Annotated in this window: 14 protein-coding genes; 1 reads left to right on the forward strand and 13 read right to left on the reverse strand. The window is 39.8% G+C overall.

From position 1 onward, the window contains the following. Nucleotides 1–8: 8 nt before the first annotated feature. From I6F50_RS09140 to I6F50_RS09180, 9 genes are all read right to left on the reverse strand, one after another. Nucleotides 9–983 carry a transposase gene (locus I6F50_RS09140; RefSeq protein WP_197176021.1) on the reverse strand — a complete coding sequence of 325 codons (975 nt, stop codon included), beginning with the start codon at nt 981–983 and terminating at the stop codon, nt 9–11. A gap of 330 nt (nt 984–1,313) precedes the next feature. Continuing rightward, on the reverse strand, nt 1,314–1,955 hold the full coding sequence (locus I6F50_RS09145; RefSeq protein ID WP_197176023.1) for a hypothetical protein: 642 nt from the start codon (nt 1,953–1,955) through the stop codon (nt 1,314–1,316). A gap of 15 nt (nt 1,956–1,970) precedes the next feature. Continuing rightward, nucleotides 1,971–6,821, reverse strand: a complete 4,851-nt coding sequence (locus tag I6F50_RS20300; RefSeq protein WP_231613003.1) for an RHS repeat domain-containing protein — start codon at nt 6,819–6,821, stop codon at nt 1,971–1,973. Next, nucleotides 6,821–7,627 carry a hypothetical protein gene (locus I6F50_RS09155; RefSeq protein WP_197176024.1) on the reverse strand — a complete coding sequence of 269 codons (807 nt, stop codon included), beginning with the start codon at nt 7,625–7,627 and terminating at the stop codon, nt 6,821–6,823. The genes I6F50_RS20300 and I6F50_RS09155 overlap by 1 nt, the downstream gene beginning before the upstream one ends. 457 nt (nt 7,628–8,084) lie before the next feature. Beyond that, nucleotides 8,085–10,340, reverse strand: a complete 2,256-nt coding sequence (locus tag I6F50_RS09160) for an acyl-CoA dehydrogenase (protein ID WP_165740175.1) — start codon at nt 10,338–10,340, stop codon at nt 8,085–8,087. Nucleotides 10,341–10,674: 334 nt separating this feature from the next. Beyond that, complete coding sequence (locus I6F50_RS09165) at nt 10,675–11,703, reverse strand: zinc-binding dehydrogenase (protein WP_165722564.1); 1,029 nt, start codon at nt 11,701–11,703, stop codon at nt 10,675–10,677. A 10-nt stretch (nt 11,704–11,713) separates the two neighbouring features. Then, nucleotides 11,714–13,126, reverse strand: a complete 1,413-nt coding sequence (locus tag I6F50_RS09170) for a TolC family protein (protein ID WP_165729478.1) — start codon at nt 13,124–13,126, stop codon at nt 11,714–11,716. Beyond that, entirely contained in the window at nt 13,119–16,271 is a 3,153-nt protein-coding gene (locus I6F50_RS09175) for an efflux RND transporter permease subunit (RefSeq protein WP_165729477.1), read from the reverse strand. The genes I6F50_RS09170 and I6F50_RS09175 overlap by 8 nt, the downstream gene beginning before the upstream one ends. A gap of 9 nt (nt 16,272–16,280) precedes the next feature. Next, entirely contained in the window at nt 16,281–17,450 is a 1,170-nt protein-coding gene (locus I6F50_RS09180) for an efflux RND transporter periplasmic adaptor subunit (RefSeq protein WP_197176025.1), read from the reverse strand. A 119-nt stretch (nt 17,451–17,569) separates the two neighbouring features. Between I6F50_RS09180 and I6F50_RS09185 the strand changes: the two genes are divergently transcribed. After that, nucleotides 17,570–18,508 carry a LysR family transcriptional regulator gene (locus tag I6F50_RS09185; RefSeq protein WP_165729475.1) on the forward strand — a complete coding sequence of 313 codons (939 nt, stop codon included), beginning with the start codon at nt 17,570–17,572 and terminating at the stop codon, nt 18,506–18,508. Between the two features lie 10 nt (nt 18,509–18,518). Here I6F50_RS09185 and I6F50_RS09190 read toward each other — a convergent pair whose 3' ends face one another. The 4 genes from I6F50_RS09190 to I6F50_RS09205 form a co-directional block, all read right to left on the reverse strand. Then, nucleotides 18,519–19,556, reverse strand: coding sequence for a diguanylate cyclase (locus I6F50_RS09190; RefSeq protein ID WP_197176028.1), 1,038 nt, complete (start codon nt 19,554–19,556; stop codon nt 18,519–18,521). 170 nt (nt 19,557–19,726) lie between these two features. Further along, the gene (gene moaA / locus I6F50_RS09195; RefSeq protein ID WP_197176030.1) at nt 19,727–20,698 is read right to left on the reverse strand and encodes a GTP 3',8-cyclase MoaA; all 972 of its coding nucleotides are present in this window, start codon (nt 20,696–20,698) and stop codon (nt 19,727–19,729) included. Between the two features lie 140 nt (nt 20,699–20,838). Then, the gene (locus tag I6F50_RS09200; protein WP_197176032.1) at nt 20,839–23,130 is read right to left on the reverse strand and encodes a xanthine dehydrogenase family protein molybdopterin-binding subunit; all 2,292 of its coding nucleotides are present in this window, start codon (nt 23,128–23,130) and stop codon (nt 20,839–20,841) included. Nucleotides 23,131–23,142: 12 nt separating this feature from the next. Next, entirely contained in the window at nt 23,143–23,631 is a 489-nt protein-coding gene (locus I6F50_RS09205) for a (2Fe-2S)-binding protein (RefSeq protein ID WP_007582016.1), read from the reverse strand. Between the last annotated feature and the right edge of the window lie 190 nt (nt 23,632–23,821).

A 23,821-nucleotide genomic window follows, 5' to 3' on the forward strand; every position in this document is an offset into this window, starting at 1 on the left:
TTTACGTTTTATGCCAGTAGCTTTTCGCAGTTACTGATATTCGCTCGCCGCTTTCGCTTTAAGTTTTCACAATAAGCCTCTTGTGAGGCTGGCCTGCCCACTGCGCCATGAAATACGCGCGTAAATTGGGTTGTAAGCTTTAACCAGTTTTCTGGAGATATATTCACCCTTTCCAGTAAAGGCAAATGTGTACTTTCAATATACCCTCGCTTGTCTTCTCGTATACAACGTCCTGTTAATTCAACAAGTTCAAGGTACGATTTAAGCTCAAACGGCAGCCCTTTTGGCATTATTTGACGTGGCATCCCTGCAAAACGAAGGAGTTGTTTTGGTTGCTTGCCTTCTTTTGCGCATATTAAGCGTACTTGAGCGCTGGTATGGTCTGACTCTTCTGGCGTTTTAGCCATCTTGGCTCTAATGGGGTTTAAATCGACATACGCCATACAGGCGGCAAGTGCGGCTTCATCAAGCAGTGCTTGTGAGCTAAATCGTCCCTCCCAAAACCTGCCAGTACAGTTATCTTCCTTATTTGCTCTGCGAGCAATATCTTCATTTAACAACCGCATAAACCAGCTAATACTTGATAGACGCTCTCGATATTCCTTTACTGTTTGATTAAAAAAGATAAGTTCAACTTTACTTAGCTTTTCACCCTGTACATATTTTTGCGTTAACAATGTGCCTTTACAGAGTTTATGCCAGCGAATAACAATCGCTTTATCATTCAGCCTATTCGCTTTCTTATCATCAACATACAGTACTAAATGGGTATGATTACTCATTACGGCATAAGCACATACATCAATACAAAATACCTTGGCTAACTCAAGCAGTTTGTCTTCAACCCAGCCTCGTCGATGCTCGTAAGACTTGCCTGTAAAACGGTCTTCGCCACATAAAAATGCACGGCGTACACAACGTGAAATACAGTGGTAGTACTTTGTATCAACCAAACTTACTTGACGCTTTCTTGCGATTGCCATAAGACACCCTGCTTATTTTTTACACTAAATAAAGGCTAGTCTTTAACTTCTAAAAGTGCAAAATTTAAAGTGGGTGTCTTGTTTATTCGCAGCAAATACTTCAGAATGTCATATTTATTGGTGGGTTATGGTCAGTGGTGCACTTGCATAATGAATTCGGGTGTCTTGTTTATTCGTATTAACTCACTTGCGAGAAGTAATTAAACCTATTACTGAGTAAAGATAATACAAAACTGAATTACCCTCCTAAAATAAAGCCCCTTGCGGGGCTTTGGATTCAAAAACGATTAGCTAGATGAGAAAAGCGTTCATGTTTACCCTCATCCTCTCTTAGTAACCCTTAATAGTTGGCACTTTGTAGTGTTTTCTCATATCATCATATCCTACCCAATTTAGACCATCTGCGAAAAAATTTACTTTATCAAGATCTAAAGCTCTAGCAGGAGCTAGTTTAGTAGCTGTATCTTCATCTGAAATTGAAAGTGCTGTAGGATAAGACCAATAAAGCTTAGAATTTCCACAACGAACTGTTTTATTATTTACAGAAAACGCCAACCTTCCAATACCTATAGATGCAGAGTCTACTAATTCAACATTATTGCTTTCTCGCTTAATTCCACTTTTCGACAACTCTAAAATGTCAAAGTTAGCCAAAAATGTTTCTGCTCCTGAATTAAAAGTAGACGCTTCAGTTTCATCGTTTAATCTTTTTACTTTTGTGAATTTTACCGCACAATATACGTTGTTACTTGACTTGATTAAAACGATACTATTTATCGGACTATCAACCCACGAGAAACCAACTAGATAGTTTTGATTATTTATAATAGCTTCTACATCCTTTATTGATGGCCTTGAATATTCAGAATAATCAGAACTAATAATTCCTTCATAGTTGACTTTTTCTGTTGCTGTACACGAAGATAGCATTAATTCAACAATAAGAATGAAAGCAAAAGTTTTAATTTTCATGAGCTCTTCCTTTTTTTAACGAAACTTATCATTTCTAATTTTCTCTTTACACGCTAAAGTTCCACAAAGTAAGCCTGCTGTAGAATTACTTACTTTTTTACCACCATTTCCACTTGAATTGCTTCCACTTCCTTTTCCACCTCTACCACTTATACCATCTTTTGTTGCAGTATATGCATTAGAAATGGTAGAAAATGACGGAAAGATATCATGCCATAAATGGGCTAACCCAACTCCAACACCCTTGTCGAAAAAACCTCCAAGCCACTCAAAATATCCACGATGTCCTCCTGCAAATTGATCTTGGATAGCATGAGCAGCCAATCCTAGGTCTCCATTATTTAACGCTGTATTTATAAAAGCCTTATGATTCGCAGCCGCTTCTAACTTGCTCTGATTACTGTGAGACATAGCGTGTCTTGCAACGGCCAATTTATCAACCCCTTGAGAGCCTTCCTCCCAATCTGCCTGCATAGATCTATAAGCGATCTTAAGACTTGACCATAAATCATTGCCCGCACCAATTGATGCAAAAAAAGTTATTCCTCCATGCCAAGGAACTGCCAATTGACCATCAGGGTCAACATATTTGTACGGATTATTGTTAGCATAGGCATATCGATTAAAGCTATGAACATTGTTAAACCCAACCGGATCATTTGAGTAAAAACGACCTATGACTGGATCATAGTATCGTGCCTGCATATAACTCAACCCTAAATCGGTGTCGAATTTATGCCCTGTGTACCCTACGTCATCTTTGGGTGCTTCTATCGATTCACCAAATGGGCGACTGTGTTGACGACTTGCATTCACGGTTTGCGGTGTAACATCACCATATTTAGCAATCAGTTTTTTACCTAAGTAAATATAGTTAGTGCCGTTGCCTGTTATGGTCTCGCCTTTTTCTCTATACAGTAATGTACCATCTTGGCTGTACATTGAATAGCTGGTGCCATTGCCATCGCTCTGTTTTACGCGGCGGTTATGGCCATCGTATAAGTAACTATTACCTTTTGCAGTGGTAAGTTGGTTTGCTACATTAAAATCTAAACTGTATGCGCCATTATTAGTGATGTTACCTCGGGTATCGTAACCTATTGAGCCATATCGTCCGCTTACGCCGGTTACTTTAGATAACCGATTTTTAGCGTAGTCGTAGGTGTAATTAAGTGTTTTATTCTTATTTTTATAGTACGTAATGTTACCGAGCCCATCGTAGTGCATTTCACTCGACCCAATACCTGCCGCCCCAGTGGTACTGGTTAAGCGGTCAAGGTCGTCATACTGTAAATTAGTTAAACTATAGGCGCTGTTTTGGCTATCAATAATCGACGTTACATTTGCATTATTGTCGTAATCATATGTTAAAGCCATAACAGTACTAGGTATATTACTGCCAGCGGGGCCTGTGTCTTTAAGTTGTTTTGGTAGTAGGCTATCTGCATATAGTGTTGTTTGATGCTTAACACCATTACCATACGTAAACGAACTCAGTGTACCATTAGCATAGTAGCTTGCACTTTTCGCAAAACTTAAATCAACATTTCCACTTTTATACACCTGTGCTTCTGTTGGCTCACCAAAGCCATTGGGTTTGAAGTTTACAATAGTTCCATCTGGGTAACCTAACTGTTCACGCTGTTGCAAAGCATTGTATTTATAATTAAGCATTAGAGGCAACTCATTAGCCACAAATAGCTGCTCTTCTTCAAGGCGATTTTGGTTGTTGTATTCATAACGATGAATCACATTACCAGCTGTTAGAGTTTTAACGTTCCCGTTGTTATCGCGCTCGTAGCTAACATCGCCTGAAGCATCTGGGTAGTTAACTTGTTTAAGACTGCCTAAGTTATCATATGTATAAAAAGCACTCCCACTCGGGGCTGTACTTGTACACTGCGTATTAGCAACGCCACTTTGGCTCCAGATGAGTTCACCTATTACATTGTGCTTATAAAGGGTATTGCCTACATCAGGTCGTGTAGTTAAACATAACTGTTTACTATTGTCGTAATAACGACGTTCAGTAACACTCGTTGAATTTCCATACTGATTAGCACCAGATTGTGTTATAGCATGTGTTAAACCAAATATATCAATATCTAATGTGGTGGTTACATTCTCAGGCGATTCTATTTTTATTGCGCGCGAGTAACTTGGTGAACCAAAGGCTTGATAGGTTGTGGTTGTTACGTGACCTTTTGCATTTGTTAATTCTATGCGGTTACCTGATAAATAGGCGTAATTAACGGTACCTAATCCACTTGTCGTAATACTTTGCTGTCGACCTAGTGAGTCATAGACGGTTGTAGTGCCTTTATTTTCACTCACATTTTCGCTTGCATAAGATTGGAACGTTGGTTGATTCAAATAGTTATATTCGAAACGCTGATAACGGGTACTATTTGCTGCAGAGCTATTGACTAAATCTTGGCTTTTTGTTTTTGTCAGTCGCAGTAAGTTGTCATAGTACTCTGTGGTTTTAAATACAGCGTTACCTGTACATGCTGTCCGTGAACTATTTAACGTACACGTTGACGCAGTGCGGGTATTGGTATCGTTATCCCAAGTATATAACGTGTCGTACCAGTTGCCATTAGCCGCATCATTTGTTAAATCTACGGATTTAATACGACCCATGTCATCATAGGTGTAATTAGTTGATACGCCATTATAATCGGTTGTACGAGTTACCCACCCGTTATTATCAACTACCGTACCCGCACTCATGCTTCCTGTGGTTGACCTATTTGGCACCGTTATTACCTGCGGTAAACCGCGCTTGTAGTTTGCATATTCAATAAAACGCTTACCAGTGCCTACTGAACGATTTGAATTAAACTCTATTCGCTCAACATTGCCTTGTGCGGTGTAATCAGTGAAAGTAATTTGTAGTTGACCAAATAGGTACGCTTTTGACGGTAATTGTTGGTTTGAAAAGTAACTATTCGAAAAAGCATTGTACTGAATGCGTTTAGTTTCTATATAGTTTTGATCATCGCTTGATACTTGGGTGATGGTAGGTAAATTTAAAATCCAATTTAAAGTGTCATGCTGGTAAAACTGCTTTTTATAAAAAGTACCCGATGGCCCTGCTAGAACAACTTGCTCAGGTGCATCATAAATATTATAGATATAACTTTTAGTAAAGCTGTCACTGTTAACATGTTTAGTAACTCTTTTATCCTTTACGATATAAGATAAAGTGTCTGTATTCGTGGTTAAAATTGGATCGACAATACCACTGTTACCTTTAAAACTACTCTTCCAATATTGAGTCAATGTTTTTTGATTTATTTCTCCATTTGGGGCATGTTCGACCTGAGCTATAACCTGCCCTTCAGTTTCATCCCAGCGTTTACTAATATAGCTGTTAATATAACTATTATTCGGCGCTGTGACCTTGAGTACCCTTAAGTCATAAGCAGATAGCCCCAAACCACTTGGGATAGAGGAACAATCACTTTTAGTATTACAAGTAACTTCTTTAGTGTTTCCAATAATTGCAATACCACGTCTGAAACTACTAACTTCTGAACTACTTAAACCTGCAGAACTAAAGTGTGAATAATTATTACTGTAGGCATATGTCCAAACATATTGTTCATCATTAATATCTATTGATTTACTTGAAATTGCTAAATTAGCATAGCAAGCATTATAGTTTATAGGCTTGCCTTGACGAGTATGACGCTGACTTTTTGCCGGGACTTCCGTTCGTCCATGTACGGTCAATTTGTAGTTAAAACTTATGTTGGCGCCGTTAGGATGTTTTACTTTAAGGGAGCTTTCTGGGCCATATAGCGGAGTAGTGTGGCTATATATACAGCTTTCTACATTAAAATTTGGTTTTACATATATCTTGCTCGCGTAGTTTATAAACTCAGGAAAATCATACTCCCAACTTTGGCCTGTTGGAAGTATGACGTCTGTTAAGTTATGGTTTTGATTTGCATACTTTTCTTCATATAAATACTCCCAAACCTGCTCTTGGCTTGTTATTTTATTTATGCGTCCCGATGATTCATATGAAAACGAAACGAGGTCTTCGCTATGGGCTGAGCCAGAAGGTTGGTATGTGATTTTTTCCAATTTACTACCATCAAATATATAATGCAGCGTATTGCCAAACTTATCTTCAACTTTTGTTGCAACGTAAGCAAGTTTACTACGTTGTGCAGGTTTTGTTTTTACAAGTGGTAACCCCAATTTTTCGATACGATGACCTAAAGTATAAATTAAGCCTTCACTCGTTTTTACAATAAAATACTCATTACCATTTTCACTACTACAGTTTATTGATGCATTGAGCTTGGTTCGGTAACGATGCTGGCCAGAACCACCTAATAATTTCCCACTAGCACCAGGTATAATCACATCGGCTCCGTTCCAATATTCATGCTGCTCATAAACATCACCATAAAATGAAATGGGGCCAGGAGATAAAGCACTTGAACAAGCTGTACTAGAATAATAATTATTGCTATAGCGAGTGCTGCCTTTTAAGTAAGTAGCTTCTATTTTTGGTAACTCGAGCTCCCAATCACCGAACTGTGCTGAGGATTTATCATTTTTACCTGTAAGCCGATTATATGTCCGTGTAATATTTAGAGGGATCTGTGAGTTCGTTTTAATACTTAAGTCAGTGACAGTAAATGAGAGTGAACCATCAGCCAGTGAAATACTTTCACCAGCTAAATTACTTGTAAGCGCCTCAACCTCTCGCTTGACGGCAAAACGCTCTAAATTATACTCAGATGGAGGCGCTATTAACTCAACATCACCTCCACCCGGAGGCTGTGCCGCTAAAGTAAACAGCGGAGCTAATAACATTGTTGATAAATAATAAGTAAAATTTTTCATTATTGCTCTCCCTGAGATTCAGCCACTGGACTACCAAGTAAATCCGTATGTATAAATATAATTTGTTTTGTGTTTGCTGGTGAACTAACCGTATAAACGGCCTCTTTTATATCACTAGATAATGAGCCGATCTTAGTTGCAAACACACATAACTGGCGACTAGAGTTAATAGAAAGAGGTGCAACATAGGTAAGCCAGTTATTTACACTGGAACAATCAGACTCGAGAGGTATCAAAGCGTATTTCATTACTGCTTGCTGAGCATTCGTAATAATTATGTTATCTGTTGGAATTACATTACCCCCATCCGGTGATATAGAAGGAGCGGATAACTTAACTTGACGATTGATTAGAGGGCTATATAAATAAGCGGAATAAACAGAACTATCAGTAAAGGTATCTGTTCTTTTAGCTCTCACCCTAAATTTAACTGCTGAAAAAACAGCCATGTTGTATAAGTAACTATTGCTAATTGTACTGCCTAGTAATCTATAGTCATTACTAAGCATACTGTATATATTATTATTGCTAAGCTCTGCAATCTCAACGTCTATACTATATTTATAGTTACCCTCTCTTGGAACAGAGAATAACTCAGCCGGTGGTGGAAGTTTAGGCGGTAGTGTAATTACGCCATCATTGGGATACCAATTCCACATAATGCGCAACGAACCATTATTTTCTTCATACCTAAAGTTGCTTGGCGTTGGAACCAACGAAGGGGCAGGTATTGCAGGATCGATAATAGCTCCTTTCGAATCAAATACACAAGAAAGCATTAACAAAAAAGCTACTAAGAATCTCATTTTAATTTCTTTTTATATACAATAATTAAACATATAGTGCACCTTTATAGGTACATAGTAAATTAAATTTTTAGTATGAAATGTGCTCACTTATTCAGAATAGTTACAAAAATTAAATACTTGTTTTTAGTTAATTTTATATCAACTAACTTTATTAATGGGCTACTTTGAGGTAAGACAGCTTTGTGGATAACGAGAAAAATATCTCGTTATATTATTGTCTTCGACAATTGATTTTCCTCCTGATCTTATTCAACCATAAATCAGGAAAAGCCACCGTAGTTGATATCAAGAATAATCTCAAAAGTTGAATAAATATTATTGAAAACTGATATTTAAAAACACAAAAAAGCCCCGCTTGTTTTTACACAAGCGGGGCTCCACACTAATTTTTTACTCAAAAATAAAAGCGCCGATACTGCGGGCGCTTTGCATCATTGAATTTTATTACTTTAACTTACTGATTAACTACGCTTTTAAGCGGATTAATCGGCTGTGCGTTATCGTCTAGTAGGTTCATATCAAAATCGAACTCATCTACACGAATCGCTTTTTCACGTTTGATGTTGTAATCAATTAACTGAACGTGTTCAGCTTGCGTGATTACGTTTGCCGCTAGTGCGTTATCAAGCGTAATGTTAAAGCGTATACCTGGTTTAATTACTTTAGCACGTAATGCTTTTTTAACTTTAGCCAGTTCGCCAAGTGATGCCATTTTAGCTTTGTAAGCTTGCTCATTAATATGATGGCCATCGCCCACTACTGGTTTAACTAAATGCGTGATTTGCGCTTTAAATGCGGTATCTAGCTGAGCTTGCTTAGCTAGTTCGCGGATTAAATCGTCACTAATTTTTGGCATTTTAGTTGAGTAGTTCATTGTAATAAAACGAATAAACTTACGTGTACCACTTGCAGGGAAGTTATCTAAAAACTTATGCAATGCTTCTTCAGCACTTTGTAGTGCAAAACGAGTCGCGTAATGGAAATAAGGTGCTGCTTGCTCACGGTCACTACTTGATACTTTTTGCTCGTAGTATTTAATTGATGCCATAGCTGCATATAAGAAGCTCATTACATCGCCTAAACGTGCCGATAGCATTTCTGCTTGTTTTAACTTACCGCCAAGTACAAGTAACGAAAAGTCTGCGTACACTGCAAGTTTTGCAGATAATTTATGTACTGCTTTTTCGTAGTCGCGTACTTCTGGTAATTCAGAATTAGCACTTGCTGTAAATGGTAAAACACCTAAGCGGAAAGCACGTAAGCTGTTTGCTGTGCTGTAGCCAATTGTTTTACGTAAAATACCGTTAAATTCTTTATCTGCGCCTTTGTCTTCGCTGTGAATTGACTCAACCATAGATTGTAAATATGGGTGACAACGCATAACACCTTGACCAAAGATCATTAGGTTACGTGTAAGAATATTCGCGCCTTCTACCGTAATGGCAATCGGCTGAGCAACATAACCACTTGCTAATGTATTTTGTGGACCGTTTTGAATCGCTTTACCCGCTTGAATATCCATTGCTGAATCAAGCACGTCGCGACCAAGCTCTGTCATGTGGTATTTAGCGATTGCAGTTACTACTGATGGTTTTAAGCCCATGCCTAAACCTTCAGTTGTAAGTACGCGCATTGCTTCTTGTAGGTATGTTTTACCTGCAATGTCGGCTAGTTTTTCTTGAATACCTTCAAACTGGCCAATGGCTAAACCAAACTGTTCACGCACTGCTGCGTATTCAGATGCTGATTTAAATGCAACTTGTGCTGTACTAACACCTAGCGCAGGTAATGAAATACCACGGCCAGCACCTAAACAGCTAACCAGCATTTGCCAACCACGGCCGATGTTTTTCTGTCCACCAATAACAAAATCCATTGGTACAAATACTTTGTTACCACGCGTAGTACCGTTGTAAAAACGAATACCCATTGGGTCGTGGCGATTACCAAGCTCTACACCTGGGTGCTCTTTAGGAATAAGTGCACAGGTAATACCTAAGCTTTCTTTACCACCTAATAAACCATCAGGGTCCATTACTTTAAAAGCTAAACCAAGTACGGTAGCAATAGGTGCAAGCGTTATGTAGCGCTTGTCCCATGTGATTTCAAGGCCAAGTACTTCTTCGCCGTTATACATGCCTTTAGTAACTGTACCAATGTCTGGAATGCCACCAGCATCAGAACCCGCTTCTGGGCTTGTTAATGCAAAACATGGAATGTCTGTACCATTTGCTAGGCGTGGTAAGTAATGTGCTTGTTGCTCTTGCGTACCAAAGTGAAGTAATAATTCACCTGGGCCTAACGAGTTAGGAACCATGACGGTTACCGCTACCGCTGAGCTTTTAGTCGCAATAGTGCCAACAATAGTAGAGTTTGCATAAGGGCTAAACTCTAAACCACCAAACGACTTAGGAATGATAAGCGAGAAAAAACGCTCTTTTTTCAAAAACTCTAAGATGTCATTTGGTAAATGAATTCCGTTTTGAATCACTGAATCGTCAATCATGCCCAGTAGTTCTTTTACTGGACCGTCTAAGAATGCTTGCTCGTCTGCGCTTAATGTAGCAGCAGGTACGTCGCGAAGTGCACTGAAATCAGGTTTACCTTGGTAGATAGAACCTTCAAGCCATACATCACCCGCGTCTAGCGCTTCTTGTTCTGTGATAGAAATACTTGGTAATACTTTTTTTAGTTTTGTACGTAAACTCATGATTGAACTCATCCGACCAGCTAAATAATACCTACATTACGTCATAAAAAATCGTTTAGATCAATTGCTCTATTCAATTAATTAACAGTTTTTTCAATTTATTTTCTTTACCTGAACGTAAACTGTTGAAACACAAAGGCTTACAGTTGTACGCTGAAAAAAAGTATTTTGATTAAAATGATGAATAAAACAGCAAAACCTCTAGCGCTGCATTTATTTTTTGATGGGCATAAAAAAACGCAGCAAAAAAAGGCTGCGTTTTTATTTAATTTGTAGAGGCTACATTATCAGTTAATCTAGCTAAAACTACTTAAATTTAAATTGTATAAGCGCTTCACTTAGCAACTTTAACAACTTGCTTGCCGGTAAAACCACCCGCAAGTTGTTTATTAAGCGCTTGCGATACTGACTCAGCACTAAAATCTACGGGCGTTATTTCTGGGTGTTTAATGTCGCCACTAACAGCTCCTTCAAGTAACAGGTTGCCCATAAAACTCAAGCGTTGTTGTGCACATAAACTATTAGCAAGCCATGCACCACCAATTGATACAACGCTAATATTGGGCGCTCGGTGATACATTAAATCTTGATCAAAACAAGGGAGCGGATTTAAGCAGGCAATACGTCCACAAAAACGCATTAACTCAATATTACGCTGAGTACACTCACCACCAATCGTATCAATAACCGCATCAAAGCCTTGCGGGCCAAGTTCTCTGCGGATTTTTTCGCATAGCTTTTTATCGCTATAGTCAAAAACCACATCAGCGCCTAACTGCTTAACCAACTTATGATTACGCTTTGATGCTGTGGTAAATACGTCTGCACCGCGCTGTTTTGCATATTGAATAGCAAACTGCCCTACCGCTCCGGCTCCGCCTTCAATAAAAATAGTATCGCCTTCACTAATGCCTATTTTATCTAAACTAATAAGTGCTGCCATACCGGCGCATGGAAGTGTTGCTGCAATGGCCGGGTTTAAACCGCTTGGCACAACCGACACTGCAAAGTTAGGTACCTTGGTGTATTCGCTCAAAGCACCTTGCTCACCAATGTTGGCATGCCACATAACGCGCTGGCCAACATTTGGAAACACACCTTTATTAGCTTTAACCACAACACCTACGGCATCTAAGCCTAAAATGTGTGGATACTGCCATTTACAAAAGCCTGTTTTAGCAAATTGACCATCAACTGGATTTAAACCAACGTACTCTACTTTTACAAGCAGCTCGTTATCTGCACAAATAGGAACAGGCAGCTCAGCATCCGCTAAGTCAATTGCTTCATTTGGTTCTGGCAGTACAATAGCGCGCATAGTTTGCGGGATAATGTATTCATGTAAATTTTCAGTATTTGGCATCAATATAACTCTACTTATTAGTGTCGTTTAACGCATAACTCCATTGCCCATTAAATGACTGGTAAGCATTTACTTTGGCAAGCAGTGAAGAAATTGTTGTTTCAACAGCATTTTCTTGTGCTATTAAAACATCCTGGCGCGCATCTAACAACTCAAGGTAAGGAATTTGACCTTCTTCGTACATTGCTTGTGCTTGTAAAAATGCTTTATTAGCAAAGTCATAACGTTCATCGGCAAAGCGTTTTTGCTGTGCTTGATTGACCAACAATTGCAGTGAAAGTTCACTTTCACTTAGTGCAGTTAATACTACTTGTTGATAATCGCTGTACGCAGCTTCACTTAAAAACTGTTGCGCGTCACGCTGCGCTAAAAGCGCAGGATAACTTAAAATAGACCACTGTAACTGCGGCGCTACTTGCCACTGTTGATCGGTATTTTTTAAGCCTGTGCTATCTATACTCACAACCCCTGCAAATGCAGATAAGCTAATATCGGGTAATAACGCTTTGCTAGCTGCAACACTTAAACTATTTGCTTGGCTAAAGTCAAACAGCGCGCGGCTAATATCTGGACGTAAGGCAATGGCATTATTAGCGTTTTTTAGTGCTACGCTAAAGTCACGTTCAAGCACGCCTTGCTCGTTTTCAATAGCAATATTTTGCGCTAGCTTACCGCTTAGTACTGCAAGCGCAGATAAATCGCTGTATTTTGCATACTCAATAGCAGGCATTAATGCTTGTTGCTGCCTAAGCTGCGCCATCGTACGGTTTAAATCAAGCTCGTTAGCTACACCTTCATCAACTCGTGCCTGTAAAACGTCAATACTTTGCTCAAGCGCTTCAATTTGAAGTGTAACAATGTGTTGTTTTTCAACATTCCCTTGGTAACTTACAAAGCCTTTAACGACTGACGAAACAACTTCAATTTGTAATAAGCGTACTTGCTCTGCTTGGCTCATGGCCGATGCATTTGCTGCATCAACCAACGCCGTTATGCGACCAAATAAATCTAGTTGCCAATCAAGTGCAACGTTTGCACTTGATTGGCGGTCAAACACGCTTGGTGCATCGCTTCGAGCTGCGCCAACATTTACGCCACCTTGCGGCAGGTATTGGGCTTTTTGCTCTCCTAATCGCGCTAATGCACTTTTAAGTGTTAACTGGCTTGTTTGCAAATTATAGTTATTTGCAAGCGCACCAGTAACAAGCTCATTTAGTTGATCAGAATTAAGCTTTTTCCACCAGTTTGTCTCATCAGCAACGCTAACGTTACTAGCAATATTAGCTTTAGCAACAAATTCGTTAACGGCTTTTTGCTCGCTCATGGTGTCTATTTTACTCGCACATCCTGCTAAAAACGCAGCAACTAATACTGCACTGGCGGTCAGACTTGTTTTAAGTCTTTTTTGCATTAATTTAGTCATGAGTATTCTCCTGCGCTTTCTCTTTTTTGTTAGTCACTAACATATAAAATACCGGCGTAAACAATAGGCCAAACACGGTTACACCTATCATCCCTGAGAATACTGCGTTACCCATTGCGTGTCGCATTTCGGCGCCCGCACCGGTAGCAAGAACTAACGGTACAACACCTGCTGTAAATGCAATTGAGGTCATTAATATTGGGCGCAAGCGCATACGACATGCCTCAAGTATTGCCTCTAAGTGCGATAAGCCTGAGTCGTGTCTATCTTTTGCAAACTCAACCATCAATATCGCATTTTTAGAAGCCAACGCAACCAGTACTATTAACGCTATTTGGGTGAATATGTTGTTGTCAGAGCCAACAAACCACACACCTAATAAGGCTGAGAAAATAGTCATTGGTACAATTAATATAATTGCCAGTGGTAAACGTAAGCTCTCGTACTGCGCTGCAAGTACCATAAATACAAGTAATACAACTAACGGGAATACATAAACCATGGTGTTACCGGCAAGTACTTGTTGGTACGTTACTTCAGTCCACTCATACTCAATACCTGTTGGTAGTGTGTCTGCGAGTACTTTTTCAATAGCAACTTGTGCTTGGTCAGAGCTATAACCTGGCGCTGGGCTACCATTTAGTTCTGCACTTGGGTAACCGTTGTAATGCATAACACGGTCAGGACCAATTGTTGGTGTTACTGTTAATACAGAGCCTAGAGGCACCATATTACCTGAGCGGTTACGTACTTTTAAATTAAGAATTTGATCAGGGTCTAAGCGGTAGTCAGCATCAGCCTGTGCATTTACTTGGTAGGTACGGCCAAACATATTAAAGTCATTTACGTACACAGAGCCTAAGTAAATTTGCAGTGCATTAAATACTTCATCAAGTGGAATACCTTGAATTAGCGCTTGCTCACGGTCAATATCAATATCCATTTGTGGAACTTGAATACGGAAACTCGAGTACAAGCCCATTAATGCAGGGTCTTGTTGCGCTTTACCGATAACAGCTTGCAGACTATTAAATAAGGCTTCAAATCCTTTATTTGCTCTGTCTTCTATTTGCAGTTTAAAACCGCCGGTAGTGCCTAAACCTTGAATTGGCGGCGGTGGAAATACCGCTACAAATGCTTCATCAATGGCAGCAAAACGTTTATTCAACTCTGCAGCAATCGCCATCGCTGATTGGCTTGGGTCGGTACGTTTGTCAAAGCTTTCAAGTGGTGTAAATACAATGCCGCTGTTAGGGCTATTAGTAAAACCGTTCACTGATAAGCCAGGAAAAGCAACTGTATGTGCAACGCCTGGTACTTCTAATGCAATTTGCTGCATTTGAGAAAGCACATCTTCAGTACGATCAAGGCTTGATGCATCAGGTAACTGCGCAATCGCCACTAAATACTGTTTATCTTGCTGTGGAATAAAGCCACCCGGTACGGTATCAAATAACTTAATTGTGCCACCAACAAGTGCTATGTAAGCCACCATAACAACAACGGTCATACGAATTAGTTTTTGTACCAGTTTTTCGTAACCTTTAGCACCACGATTAAATACGCGGTTAAATGGTTTAAATAACCAACGACCAAACAATTTATTAAGTAAACGCGTGAACGCATCTGGTTTTGCATCGTGCGATTTTAATAACAATGCAGCAAGCGCAGGCGATAACGTTAATGAGTTAAACGCTGAGATAATAGTCGAAATAGTAATTGTAAGTGCAAATTGCTTATAAAATTGACCTGATAAACCGGTAATAAACGCAGTAGGAATAAATACAGCACTTAGTACTAGCGCAATGGCAATAATAGGGCCTGTTACTTCACTCATTGCAACGCGGGTTGCTTCAAGTGGCGATAAGCCTTTTTCGATATTACGCTCTACGTTTTCAACAACTACAATGGCATCATCTACAACAATACCTATGGCCAATACTAAGCCAAACAACGATAAGGTATTAATTGATACGCCTAACCACTGCATTACTGCAAACGTACCAATGAGTGAAATAGGCACGGCAATTAACGGAATAATTGATGCACGCCATGTTTGTAAAAATACAATAACAACAATAACTACCAATACAATTGCTTCAAGCAAAGTGGCAATTACAGCGTCAATCGATCCGCGAACAAATACCGTAGGGTCGTACACAATGTCGTATTCTACACCGGTAGGAAAATCTTTAGATAAGCGCGCCATTGTTTCGCGTACTTGATCGGAAAGCTCAATAGCATTAGACCCAGGGCGTTGAAATATTGGCATTGCAAGTGCTGGCTGATTATCAAGCTCTGCACGCAGTGAGTAAGTGTCTTGACCTAAATCTACACGGGCTATATCAGATAAACGCGTTAACTGACCTTCGTCGCCTACTTTAATAATAACTTGTTCAAATTCTTCAATACTGTTTAAACGACCTTTAACGTTTAACAATATTTGAAATTGACTGTCGTTTGAAATTGGTTGCGCGCCTAAGCTACCTGCAGCAACTTGCTGGTTTTGCGAGCGAAGCGCTGTTACTACATCTGTTGCTGTTAATTCGCGTGCAGCAAGTGCATCTGGGTTTAGCCATACTCGCATTGAGTATTTGCCAGCACCAAACATGCGAATATCACCTACGCCCGGTAAACGCGCAATTTCATCTTTAATGTTTAAATCGGCATAGTTAGATAAATACGCTGTGTCGTGCGTTTTTTCAGGTGAGTATAAATGCACTACCATGGTTAAATCTGGTGATGACTTTTCAGCCACAACACCTAAACGTTGTACTTCTTCTGGCAAACGCGGAAGTGCGCTGTTTACACGGTTTTGTACTTGTACTTGAGCACGATCTAAATCGGTACCTAACGCAAAGGTTACCGTTAGTGTCATGCGGCCATCACTGGTACCTTGCGAAAACATATATAACATGTTTTCAGTGCCGTTAATTTCTTGCTCCAGCGGTGTTGCCACTGTTTGCGCAATAACGGTAGGGTTAGCACCCGGGTAGTTAGCGGTAACAACAACAGTTGGAGGAACTACTTCTGGGTATTCACTTACTGGTAGTTGGAATAGTGATATACCACCAGCAATTAAAATAACCAATGACAGCATGGCCGCAAATATTGGACGCTGTATAAAGAAATGCGAAAATTTCATCAATAAACCTTATTGCTTAGCCACAAATTGTGCGTTGTCGTTTAACAATGTAAATGCCACACCACTTGTATCAATTGTTACTGTTTGCGGAGAGATTGGCATACCAGGGCCTACGCGAGCAGGGCCATTTACAGCAATAACATCACCTTCGTTAAGGCCCGATGTAACCGCACGTAATGCACCGTAACGCTCACCAGTAGTGATTAGCTTGTATTCAAGTACGTTGTTTTCGCCAACCGTTAATACAAAACGATTTTTTAAGTCGGTACCAATTGCACGTTCTGGGATAATAATCGCGTCACTAATAGAGTTGGCTGCAAGCTTAATACGTGCAAACGAGCCTGCGCGTAACTGGTTACTGTCTTCATTAAATACCGCACGTACACGTAATGTACCCGTTGATGAATTAATTTGGTTATCAATAAAGTTAATGTAGCCTTTGTATGCAAAATCGCTTTGACCCACTTTTTGCATTACAACAGTTTGATGGCTCGCAGCAGTAACATCATTAAAAGAGCTATTCCATGTGCGTTCATCAACATCAAAATAAGCGTACATAGCTTGGTTTGAAACAATCGACGTTAATACGCTTTGACCCGCAAGTATGTTATTACCTTTAGTAATATTTGCACGAGAAATAATGCCGTCAATGGGTGATACAACTGACGTAAATTCTAAATCAAGCTCTGCTGAGGTAAGTTGTGCTTGAAGTGCAGAAAGTTGTGCTTCACGTTGGCGTAGTGTTGAAGTACGCGCTTGAGCTTGCTCAGTAGAAATTGCTTTACGGTCTAATAAGCGTATAGCACGTTTATCTTCACTTTTAGCTTGTTCAAGTGCGGCTTGTGCGCTGTTGATTTGCGCTTTTAAGCTCGCAACAACCGCTGCAAATGGGCGAGCATCTAATTGAAATAAAACATCGCCTTCTTTAACCACATCGCCTTCTTTAAATTCAATGCTATCGATTATTCCTGATACACGCGGCATTAAGGCAACTTCTTGTGGAGACTCTAAACGAGTTGTATATGTGTGCCAGCTTTGTACTGGTTTAACAAGCACCTGTGCTACATCAATTGGTTGAAGTTGCTGTGCAGGTGCTGATTGAGCTGTGCTCTCATCGGCACAACCTGCAAGAGTTAAAGATGCCGCAGTAAGTGCAGCAGCAATTAGATGTTTGTTCATGAAGACGCTCCATTGTTAATTAGCCTCGCATAATACGGATTAAACCCGTGTGTAAAAACCATAGATTTTTAAATTCATTAATGCCAAAATGGCATCAATAGATTAGTTAAGGTGTAATAATGGATACAACAAGTCGGCTTTTAATGTTACTTGAAGTGGTTGAGCAAGGCTCTTTTGCAAAAGCTGCAGAATTACGCAACATAGATCGCTCTGTTATATCCAAGCAAATTAGCCGTTTAGAGGATGAGTTAGGCGTTAGGTTACTTAACCGTACGACACGCTCGTTTTCGCTCACAGCGGCGGGCGCCGAAATGATCAAAAAAGCCGCTGAGCTTAGAGAGTTGCTCGGCGAAACAGTACGCATGGCTGAAAACTACCATTTAGAGCCACGCGGGGTGTTAAAAATCACGTCATCAACATTGATTGGCAGGCGTTATTTGCAACCTGTACTTAATGATTTCCAAAAACGCTTTCCGCAAGTAGAAGTTGAACTGCGCTTAGACGATAGATTAGTAGATATAGTTTCTGAAGGGTTTGATTTAGCATTTCGTGTTGGTGAGCCAAAAGATTCATCCCTTATTGCACGTAAAATAGCGCGTAATCGCTTACTCATTGTTGCAGCACCAGAGTATATAGACACTTATGGTATGCCCAAAACAATGGAAGATTTAGCACAATTGCCAGCAGCAAGCTACGCCAGTAACTCTATTCGGATAGATGCAATAGATTACTACAACAGTAAAGGTGAGCCCTGCGAGCAAAAAATAAAAAGTGTGTTTAGAGCAAACGATGCAGAGTCATTACTGATGAAAACATTATCGGGCACCACTTATTTTGTCGCCCCTGCATTTATTATTGGTGATGAAATATCACAGGGTAAACTAGTGCCTTTATTAACTGATGTGAAACTAATGGAGTTTAGTGCGATGTATGCCGTGTATCCGCATCGAGATTTACCGGTAAGAACTCGGTTATTTTTTGATGCTGTACGCGAACATATAGGAAAAGATAAACCAATTTGGGAAAACGGGATCCCCAATTTTGAGCAAATGTATTAAGTTACCCTGCTTAAGCAACTACCGTTTCGTAGTCATGTTCTTTTTTAAACTTACAATACACTTTATTGCGACCAAATTGTTTTGCTTTGTATAACTGTTTATCCGCTTGGTTTACAAAGCTTTCCAATGAATTAGTACTTTTAAATTTTGCGATTCCAATACTCGTTGTAATATTGATAGCAAGGCCATCAATATCAAATGTTGTATTTTCAAAACGTGCTCTTATTTGTTCTGCGGTATCTAGTGCAGCCTCTTCATTTGCAAAAGAGCTAAATAAAGCGAACTCTTCACCGCCAACTCTAAATACGTACCCTCTGCCAAGTGCAACCCTTAGTAAAGTGGCCACTTCAACAAGTACTTGGTCACCCACACCATGGCCATGCTCATCATTTATCTGCTTAAAAAAGTCTAAATCGAGTAAAAACAAATATAACTGTGACTTATCTTGTAGTTCTACTTCAAAGTAGTGGTTCATTGAAAGGCGATTACCTGCACCCGTTAATGGATCAAGTAACGCTAAATTTTTAAGGCGCTTTGAAAAATGTGAGCGGCTCCCTTCAAAAACATGAGAAATCGCCCAAATACTTAAATAAGCACAGAGTAGATTAAGGGATAAGTTAAAAGTTTCAAAGGGGGCAAATGTAGACTTACTCCCTAAAATAAACACTTGGATAACTAATAAATTTGCAGAGAAAATCACACCATATTGTTTACCTAACAACAGGTAGTACAAAATAGGTAATGCAAACGACCATACGAATACACCGTTACGAGGAGATGCTAAAGCTGTAGCTAAAATAACAATAAACGTTACAAGTGCACACATCACAACGGATTGCCAAAACTGTAGTGGACAACGTGTAAGTGAAATATAAGTAAATATACAATAAATAGAAAAACAGATTTCGATATAGCCAAGCAGTGGAAAGTTATTTACGGTTAAATTAAACCCCGCAAACCCAGCCGATAAAAAACCAAAACAAAGGCACATTCCTCTGAGGACGTCCTTTCTTAATGATTTAGTGCTATTAAGAGCTGCGATATCCATTCAAATCACTTAACAAAAAATAAAAATTAAGTTTAACGTGAAAATACAATTTAACAAGCCTTGTTGCTCTAAAACCATGTAAACACACCATTTTGTTGGTATTTTAGGGATAATGTTACACATTTTAGGAACACGTTTGGTACTTTAACTTTGCTAGGTAGTTTCAAAAGCTAGCCACCTAGCATAGATAGATTAGTCGTAATGCCTGTATTACCTTGATGTAAAAGATGAGTTGGTTTTTTAGTTTTAATATAACGCGATAGCAATGCCATTAATTCACTATTGGAATTATCATTCATATATTCTCTTAGCGAAATACCCTCTTCAGAAAACAAACATAAATGCAGATTACCTTTTGCTGTAACCCTTAGCCTATTACAGGTACTACAAAAGTCATTACTGTAAGGCATGATCAAACCAATTCTGCCTTGATAATCAGGATGTGCAAACTCTTGCGCAGGGCCTGCTGATGCACTACGCGCAACTTGCTGCCAACCCGTTTGTAATAACTGAGCTTTTAACACTTGACCAGAGACATGGTTAGCATCAAAAAAGGCTTTGTTATCGTTTGTTTGCATCAACTCAATAAAGCGAATAGTAACGGGCCGATGCTTAACCCAATTTAAAAACGTATCAAACTCTTGCGCGTTATATTGCTTCATAAGCACACTGTTTATTTTTACCGAATCAATCCCTGTTTCAAGCGCGGTATCAATACCTTTCATTACTGAGGTAAATTTGTCATGCCCAGTAATAGTGTTAAACATCCGTGGATCTAAGGTATCAATGCTTACATTAATCGCATTTAAGCCGGCATCTACCCAGTTGTGAATGTTTTTATGAAGAGAAAAGCCATTGGTGGTCATTGCAATTTTTTTGATACCTACAATATCTTTTGCGGCGCGAATAACATCTATAAAATCTTTACGTAAGGTGGGTTCTCCGCCAGTGATCCTTACTTTTTCAATACCATGGTGAGCAAATGCTTTAAGCGTATTACTAATTTCATTCACACTTAAAAAACCACGGTCATTACCGCCTTGATAACCGTCGGGTAAACAATAAACACACTTAAAATTGCATACGTCAGTGATAGACAAACGCAAGTAACTAAACTCTCGCCCTGTTGGGTCGATTAGCATAAACAAACCTTAACTAATATCAATAAGCCATCACTACCTAAACTGCTTTAGTTATTGATATAAAATAATAATGACAAAAATACGTGTAATAGCTAAAGGAGCTCTCTAAATTAGGCCCCTTTAACTATTTTAACTATGCTTTACGCATCCAAGCCTTTTTTAACTGCGCTTGGCTTCATTGGTAGGTCGCGCAAACGCACGCCTACAGCATTAAATACGGCATTACCTATGGCTGGCGCAACGCCTATAACCCCAGGTTCACCTAAACCAACCGGAAACTCATCACTTTGTAAAAACTCAATGTCTATATCTGGTACATCTTGCATTCTTAGCGGTAAATAAGTATTAAAGTTAGTAGCCGATACTTGCCCATCTTTATACGTATTTGACTCGTGTAAAGCAAGGCTGCTACCCCATAATAATGAGCCTTCAATTTGCGCTAATGCCCCATCAGGATGAACAATTAAGCCGGCATCTACAACAACATAAAGCTTTTTAAGCGTTATTTTACCACTATCACGGTTAACATGAACATGTGCTGCGGTTGCAAGCCAAGCTGGCATTGTGCGCTCTTGCCCCGAACTCACTGAAAAACCAATGCCTTCATCTTTCGCTAATTTAACAGAAGCGACTTTATCAGACACGGTTTTAAGTACGTTACGTAAACGTAGCGCTCCGCCAACACTCTCAGGTGCTTTACCTGCTTGCTTGCCTTTACCATCTAACATTTCGATTCTAAATTGAACGGGATCTTTGCCTTGCTTATGGGCAATTTCGTCAATAAACGACTCAAGGCTCCATGCAATCCAACCTGGTCCTACTGAGCGTAACCAGCCTGGAGTAAAGGTGCTTTGTGCAACTTCGTTATTAATAGCACGTGCTCGATGACTACTCATGCTATACCAATGATCTGCGCCCGATGCTGAAAACGCATCAAATTTACCTTTACCATCAACACCTGGAGCTAGAAATCCTGGTGCCATTGCTTTGGTAGGCCAACCTGCCGCAAATGCATGTTCCATTCCTATGAAAGTGCCGTTTTTATCAAACGAAGCTGTCATTTTTGCAGCAGATGCAGAGCGAGACTGATCAAATAAACTATCGTCTGCGCGTGTAAATACTAGCTTTACTGGTTTACCCACTGCTTTTGCAGTTAGGGCTGCCGGTACAGTCCAATCACCAAATAGTCGGCGACCAAAACCACCGCCTAAATAATAAGGACGAATAATCACTTTCTCTTGGGCGACTTCAAGTGCTTTTGCAATAGCAGGTAACGTAAGCGATTGCCATTGGTTCCCCGTATGAATAATCCAATTACCGTCTTTAAATTCGGCTAATGCATTAAGTGGCTCTAGCTGATAATGACTCGCTGTCGCTGTGGTATACATTGATTCTAACGACTCACTGGCGTCTGCTTGGGTTTTCTTTATATCGCCTTCATCAACAAACAACGTACCTGAGTCGCGTTGCTCGCACAATCGTTTACCTTCGTTTTGAATATCAGCTTCAGATATATTTGCCGACTCACCCTTTTTATAACTCACCTTTAAAGCATCTACTGCTTTAATGGCACTTGGGTAGTTGTCCGCAAGTACAACAACCCAGCCTTGTACAGTTTCGCTTGGATCATTTAAAACTTCATAACCTTTGTAGCCTTTAATCGCTTTTGCTGCTGTATCGTCAACATTTGTCACCGTACTGCCATAACGGGTTGGCGGTATTACTGGGCGCGCGTACAGCATGCCTTCAACTTCTACATCTATCCCATATACTGCGGTACCATTTGTTTTGGCTGGTATATCAAGCGCTTTAAAGTCTTGTTTAAGCCCAGTTAAATGACGTTTATTAGCAGGTTTTAGTGGAAGGTTTGCAACTTCATCGCTGGTAAATGTACGATTAAACTCGCCTTTTTTAACTATGTCAGCGTAACTAACCGATTTTTCGCCTGCAATAATATAGCCCTTTTCAGCACGACATTTATCTGCAGACACGCCGAGCATTTTAGCTCCAGCTTCTATTAATGCAATTCGACCCGCAGCGCCGGCTTGAGATAATGGCTTAAAGCTTTGAAATACAGACCACGAACCGCCGGTAACCATGTAGCCCCATTTTTCGTGAGTATCTACGTAGGTAATTGATACTTTATCCCAATCACATTCAAGTTCATCAGCTACAATGCGCGCAAGTGCAGTACCAATATGTTGACCCATTTCAGCTTTTGCAATACTCACTTCTACGGCGCCATCGGTGCTCATAGTCCACCAAATAGTCGGTGAAAAAGCCTGTTGTGCAATAGATTCTTTTGCACTGAGCGAACCCGAAAACAACGCAGGGGCGAACGCCATAACCAAGCCCGCGCTAGCAGTGCCAATCATAAACGAGCGACGATTTAAATTAACGGTTTCGCTATTTTTTTGAAATAATTTTTTCATTATCGGCTCCAGTTAAGCGTCTTGTGCATTTGGATCAAATATATTTACTACACTTTGTGACTCATCTGCAGCGCGTTGAATAGCCGTTTTAATGCGTTTGTAAGCCATACAGCGGCAATAGTTGCCATTCATGTGGCTCACTATTTCTTCATCTGACGGGCTAGGATTAGCTGCAAGTAATGTAGCAGCTTGCATTATTTGCCCTGATTGACAGTAACCGCACTGCGGTACTTGCTCTTCAACCCACGCTTTTTGAAGTGGGTGTTCGTTATTAAGCCCTTCAATTGTGGTAATGTTTTTTCCTGCAATTGCGCCAATTGGTAAAACACATGAGCGAGTTGCTTGCCCATCTAAATGCACCGTACACGCACCACACATTGCAATACCGCAACCAAACTTCGTACCTTTTAATCCAATTTCATCACGAATAACCCATAACAATGGTGTATCTTCACTTGCGTGTGATTCAACCACCTTGCCATTAATTGTAAACGTCACCATAGCTTGCCCCTTGATTAAGCTTTATAACCTGCGTTTAAATTATTTAATTTAAACGCAGGTTATAACAGTTAAGATTGTTGTAACTACTAATCCATAACACATATAGTTACCGCATCAGCTACATTAACAGCTAAATACCATAACCACTGCACTAAAGCGTTAGCGCAGCTAAAACTTATTTCGCCCTACT

It is taken from the genome of Pseudoalteromonas sp. NZS127_1 (assembly GCF_015864295.1).
GTDB lineage: Bacteria > Pseudomonadota > Gammaproteobacteria > Enterobacterales > Alteromonadaceae > Pseudoalteromonas > Pseudoalteromonas arctica.

Coding starts and splice junctions, on each gene's coding strand:
- I6F50_RS09140 (WP_197176021.1), bottom strand. CDS start 983: ATGGCAATCGCAAGAAAGCGTCAAGTAAGTTTGGTTGATACAAAGTAC.
- I6F50_RS09145 (WP_197176023.1), bottom strand. CDS start 1,955: ATGAAAATTAAAACTTTTGCTTTCATTCTTATTGTTGAATTAATGCTA.
- I6F50_RS20300 (WP_231613003.1), bottom strand. CDS start 6,821: ATGAAAAATTTTACTTATTATTTATCAACAATGTTATTAGCTCCGCTG.
- I6F50_RS09155 (WP_197176024.1), bottom strand. CDS start 7,627: ATGAGATTCTTAGTAGCTTTTTTGTTAATGCTTTCTTGTGTATTTGAT.
- I6F50_RS09160 (WP_165740175.1), bottom strand. CDS start 10,340: ATGAGTTTACGTACAAAACTAAAAAAAGTATTACCAAGTATTTCTATC.
- I6F50_RS09165 (WP_165722564.1), bottom strand. CDS start 11,703: ATGCCAAATACTGAAAATTTACATGAATACATTATCCCGCAAACTATG.
- I6F50_RS09170 (WP_165729478.1), bottom strand. CDS start 13,126: ATGACTAAATTAATGCAAAAAAGACTTAAAACAAGTCTGACCGCCAGT.
- I6F50_RS09175 (WP_165729477.1), bottom strand. CDS start 16,271: ATGAAATTTTCGCATTTCTTTATACAGCGTCCAATATTTGCGGCCATG.
- I6F50_RS09180 (WP_197176025.1), bottom strand. CDS start 17,450: ATGAACAAACATCTAATTGCTGCTGCACTTACTGCGGCATCTTTAACT.
- I6F50_RS09185 (WP_165729475.1), top strand. CDS start 17,570: ATGGATACAACAAGTCGGCTTTTAATGTTACTTGAAGTGGTTGAGCAA.
- I6F50_RS09190 (WP_197176028.1), bottom strand. CDS start 19,556: ATGGATATCGCAGCTCTTAATAGCACTAAATCATTAAGAAAGGACGTC.
- moaA (WP_197176030.1), bottom strand. CDS start 20,698: ATGCTAATCGACCCAACAGGGCGAGAGTTTAGTTACTTGCGTTTGTCT.
- I6F50_RS09200 (WP_197176032.1), bottom strand. CDS start 23,130: ATGAAAAAATTATTTCAAAAAAATAGCGAAACCGTTAATTTAAATCGT.
- I6F50_RS09205 (WP_007582016.1), bottom strand. CDS start 23,631: ATGGTGACGTTTACAATTAATGGCAAGGTGGTTGAATCACACGCAAGT.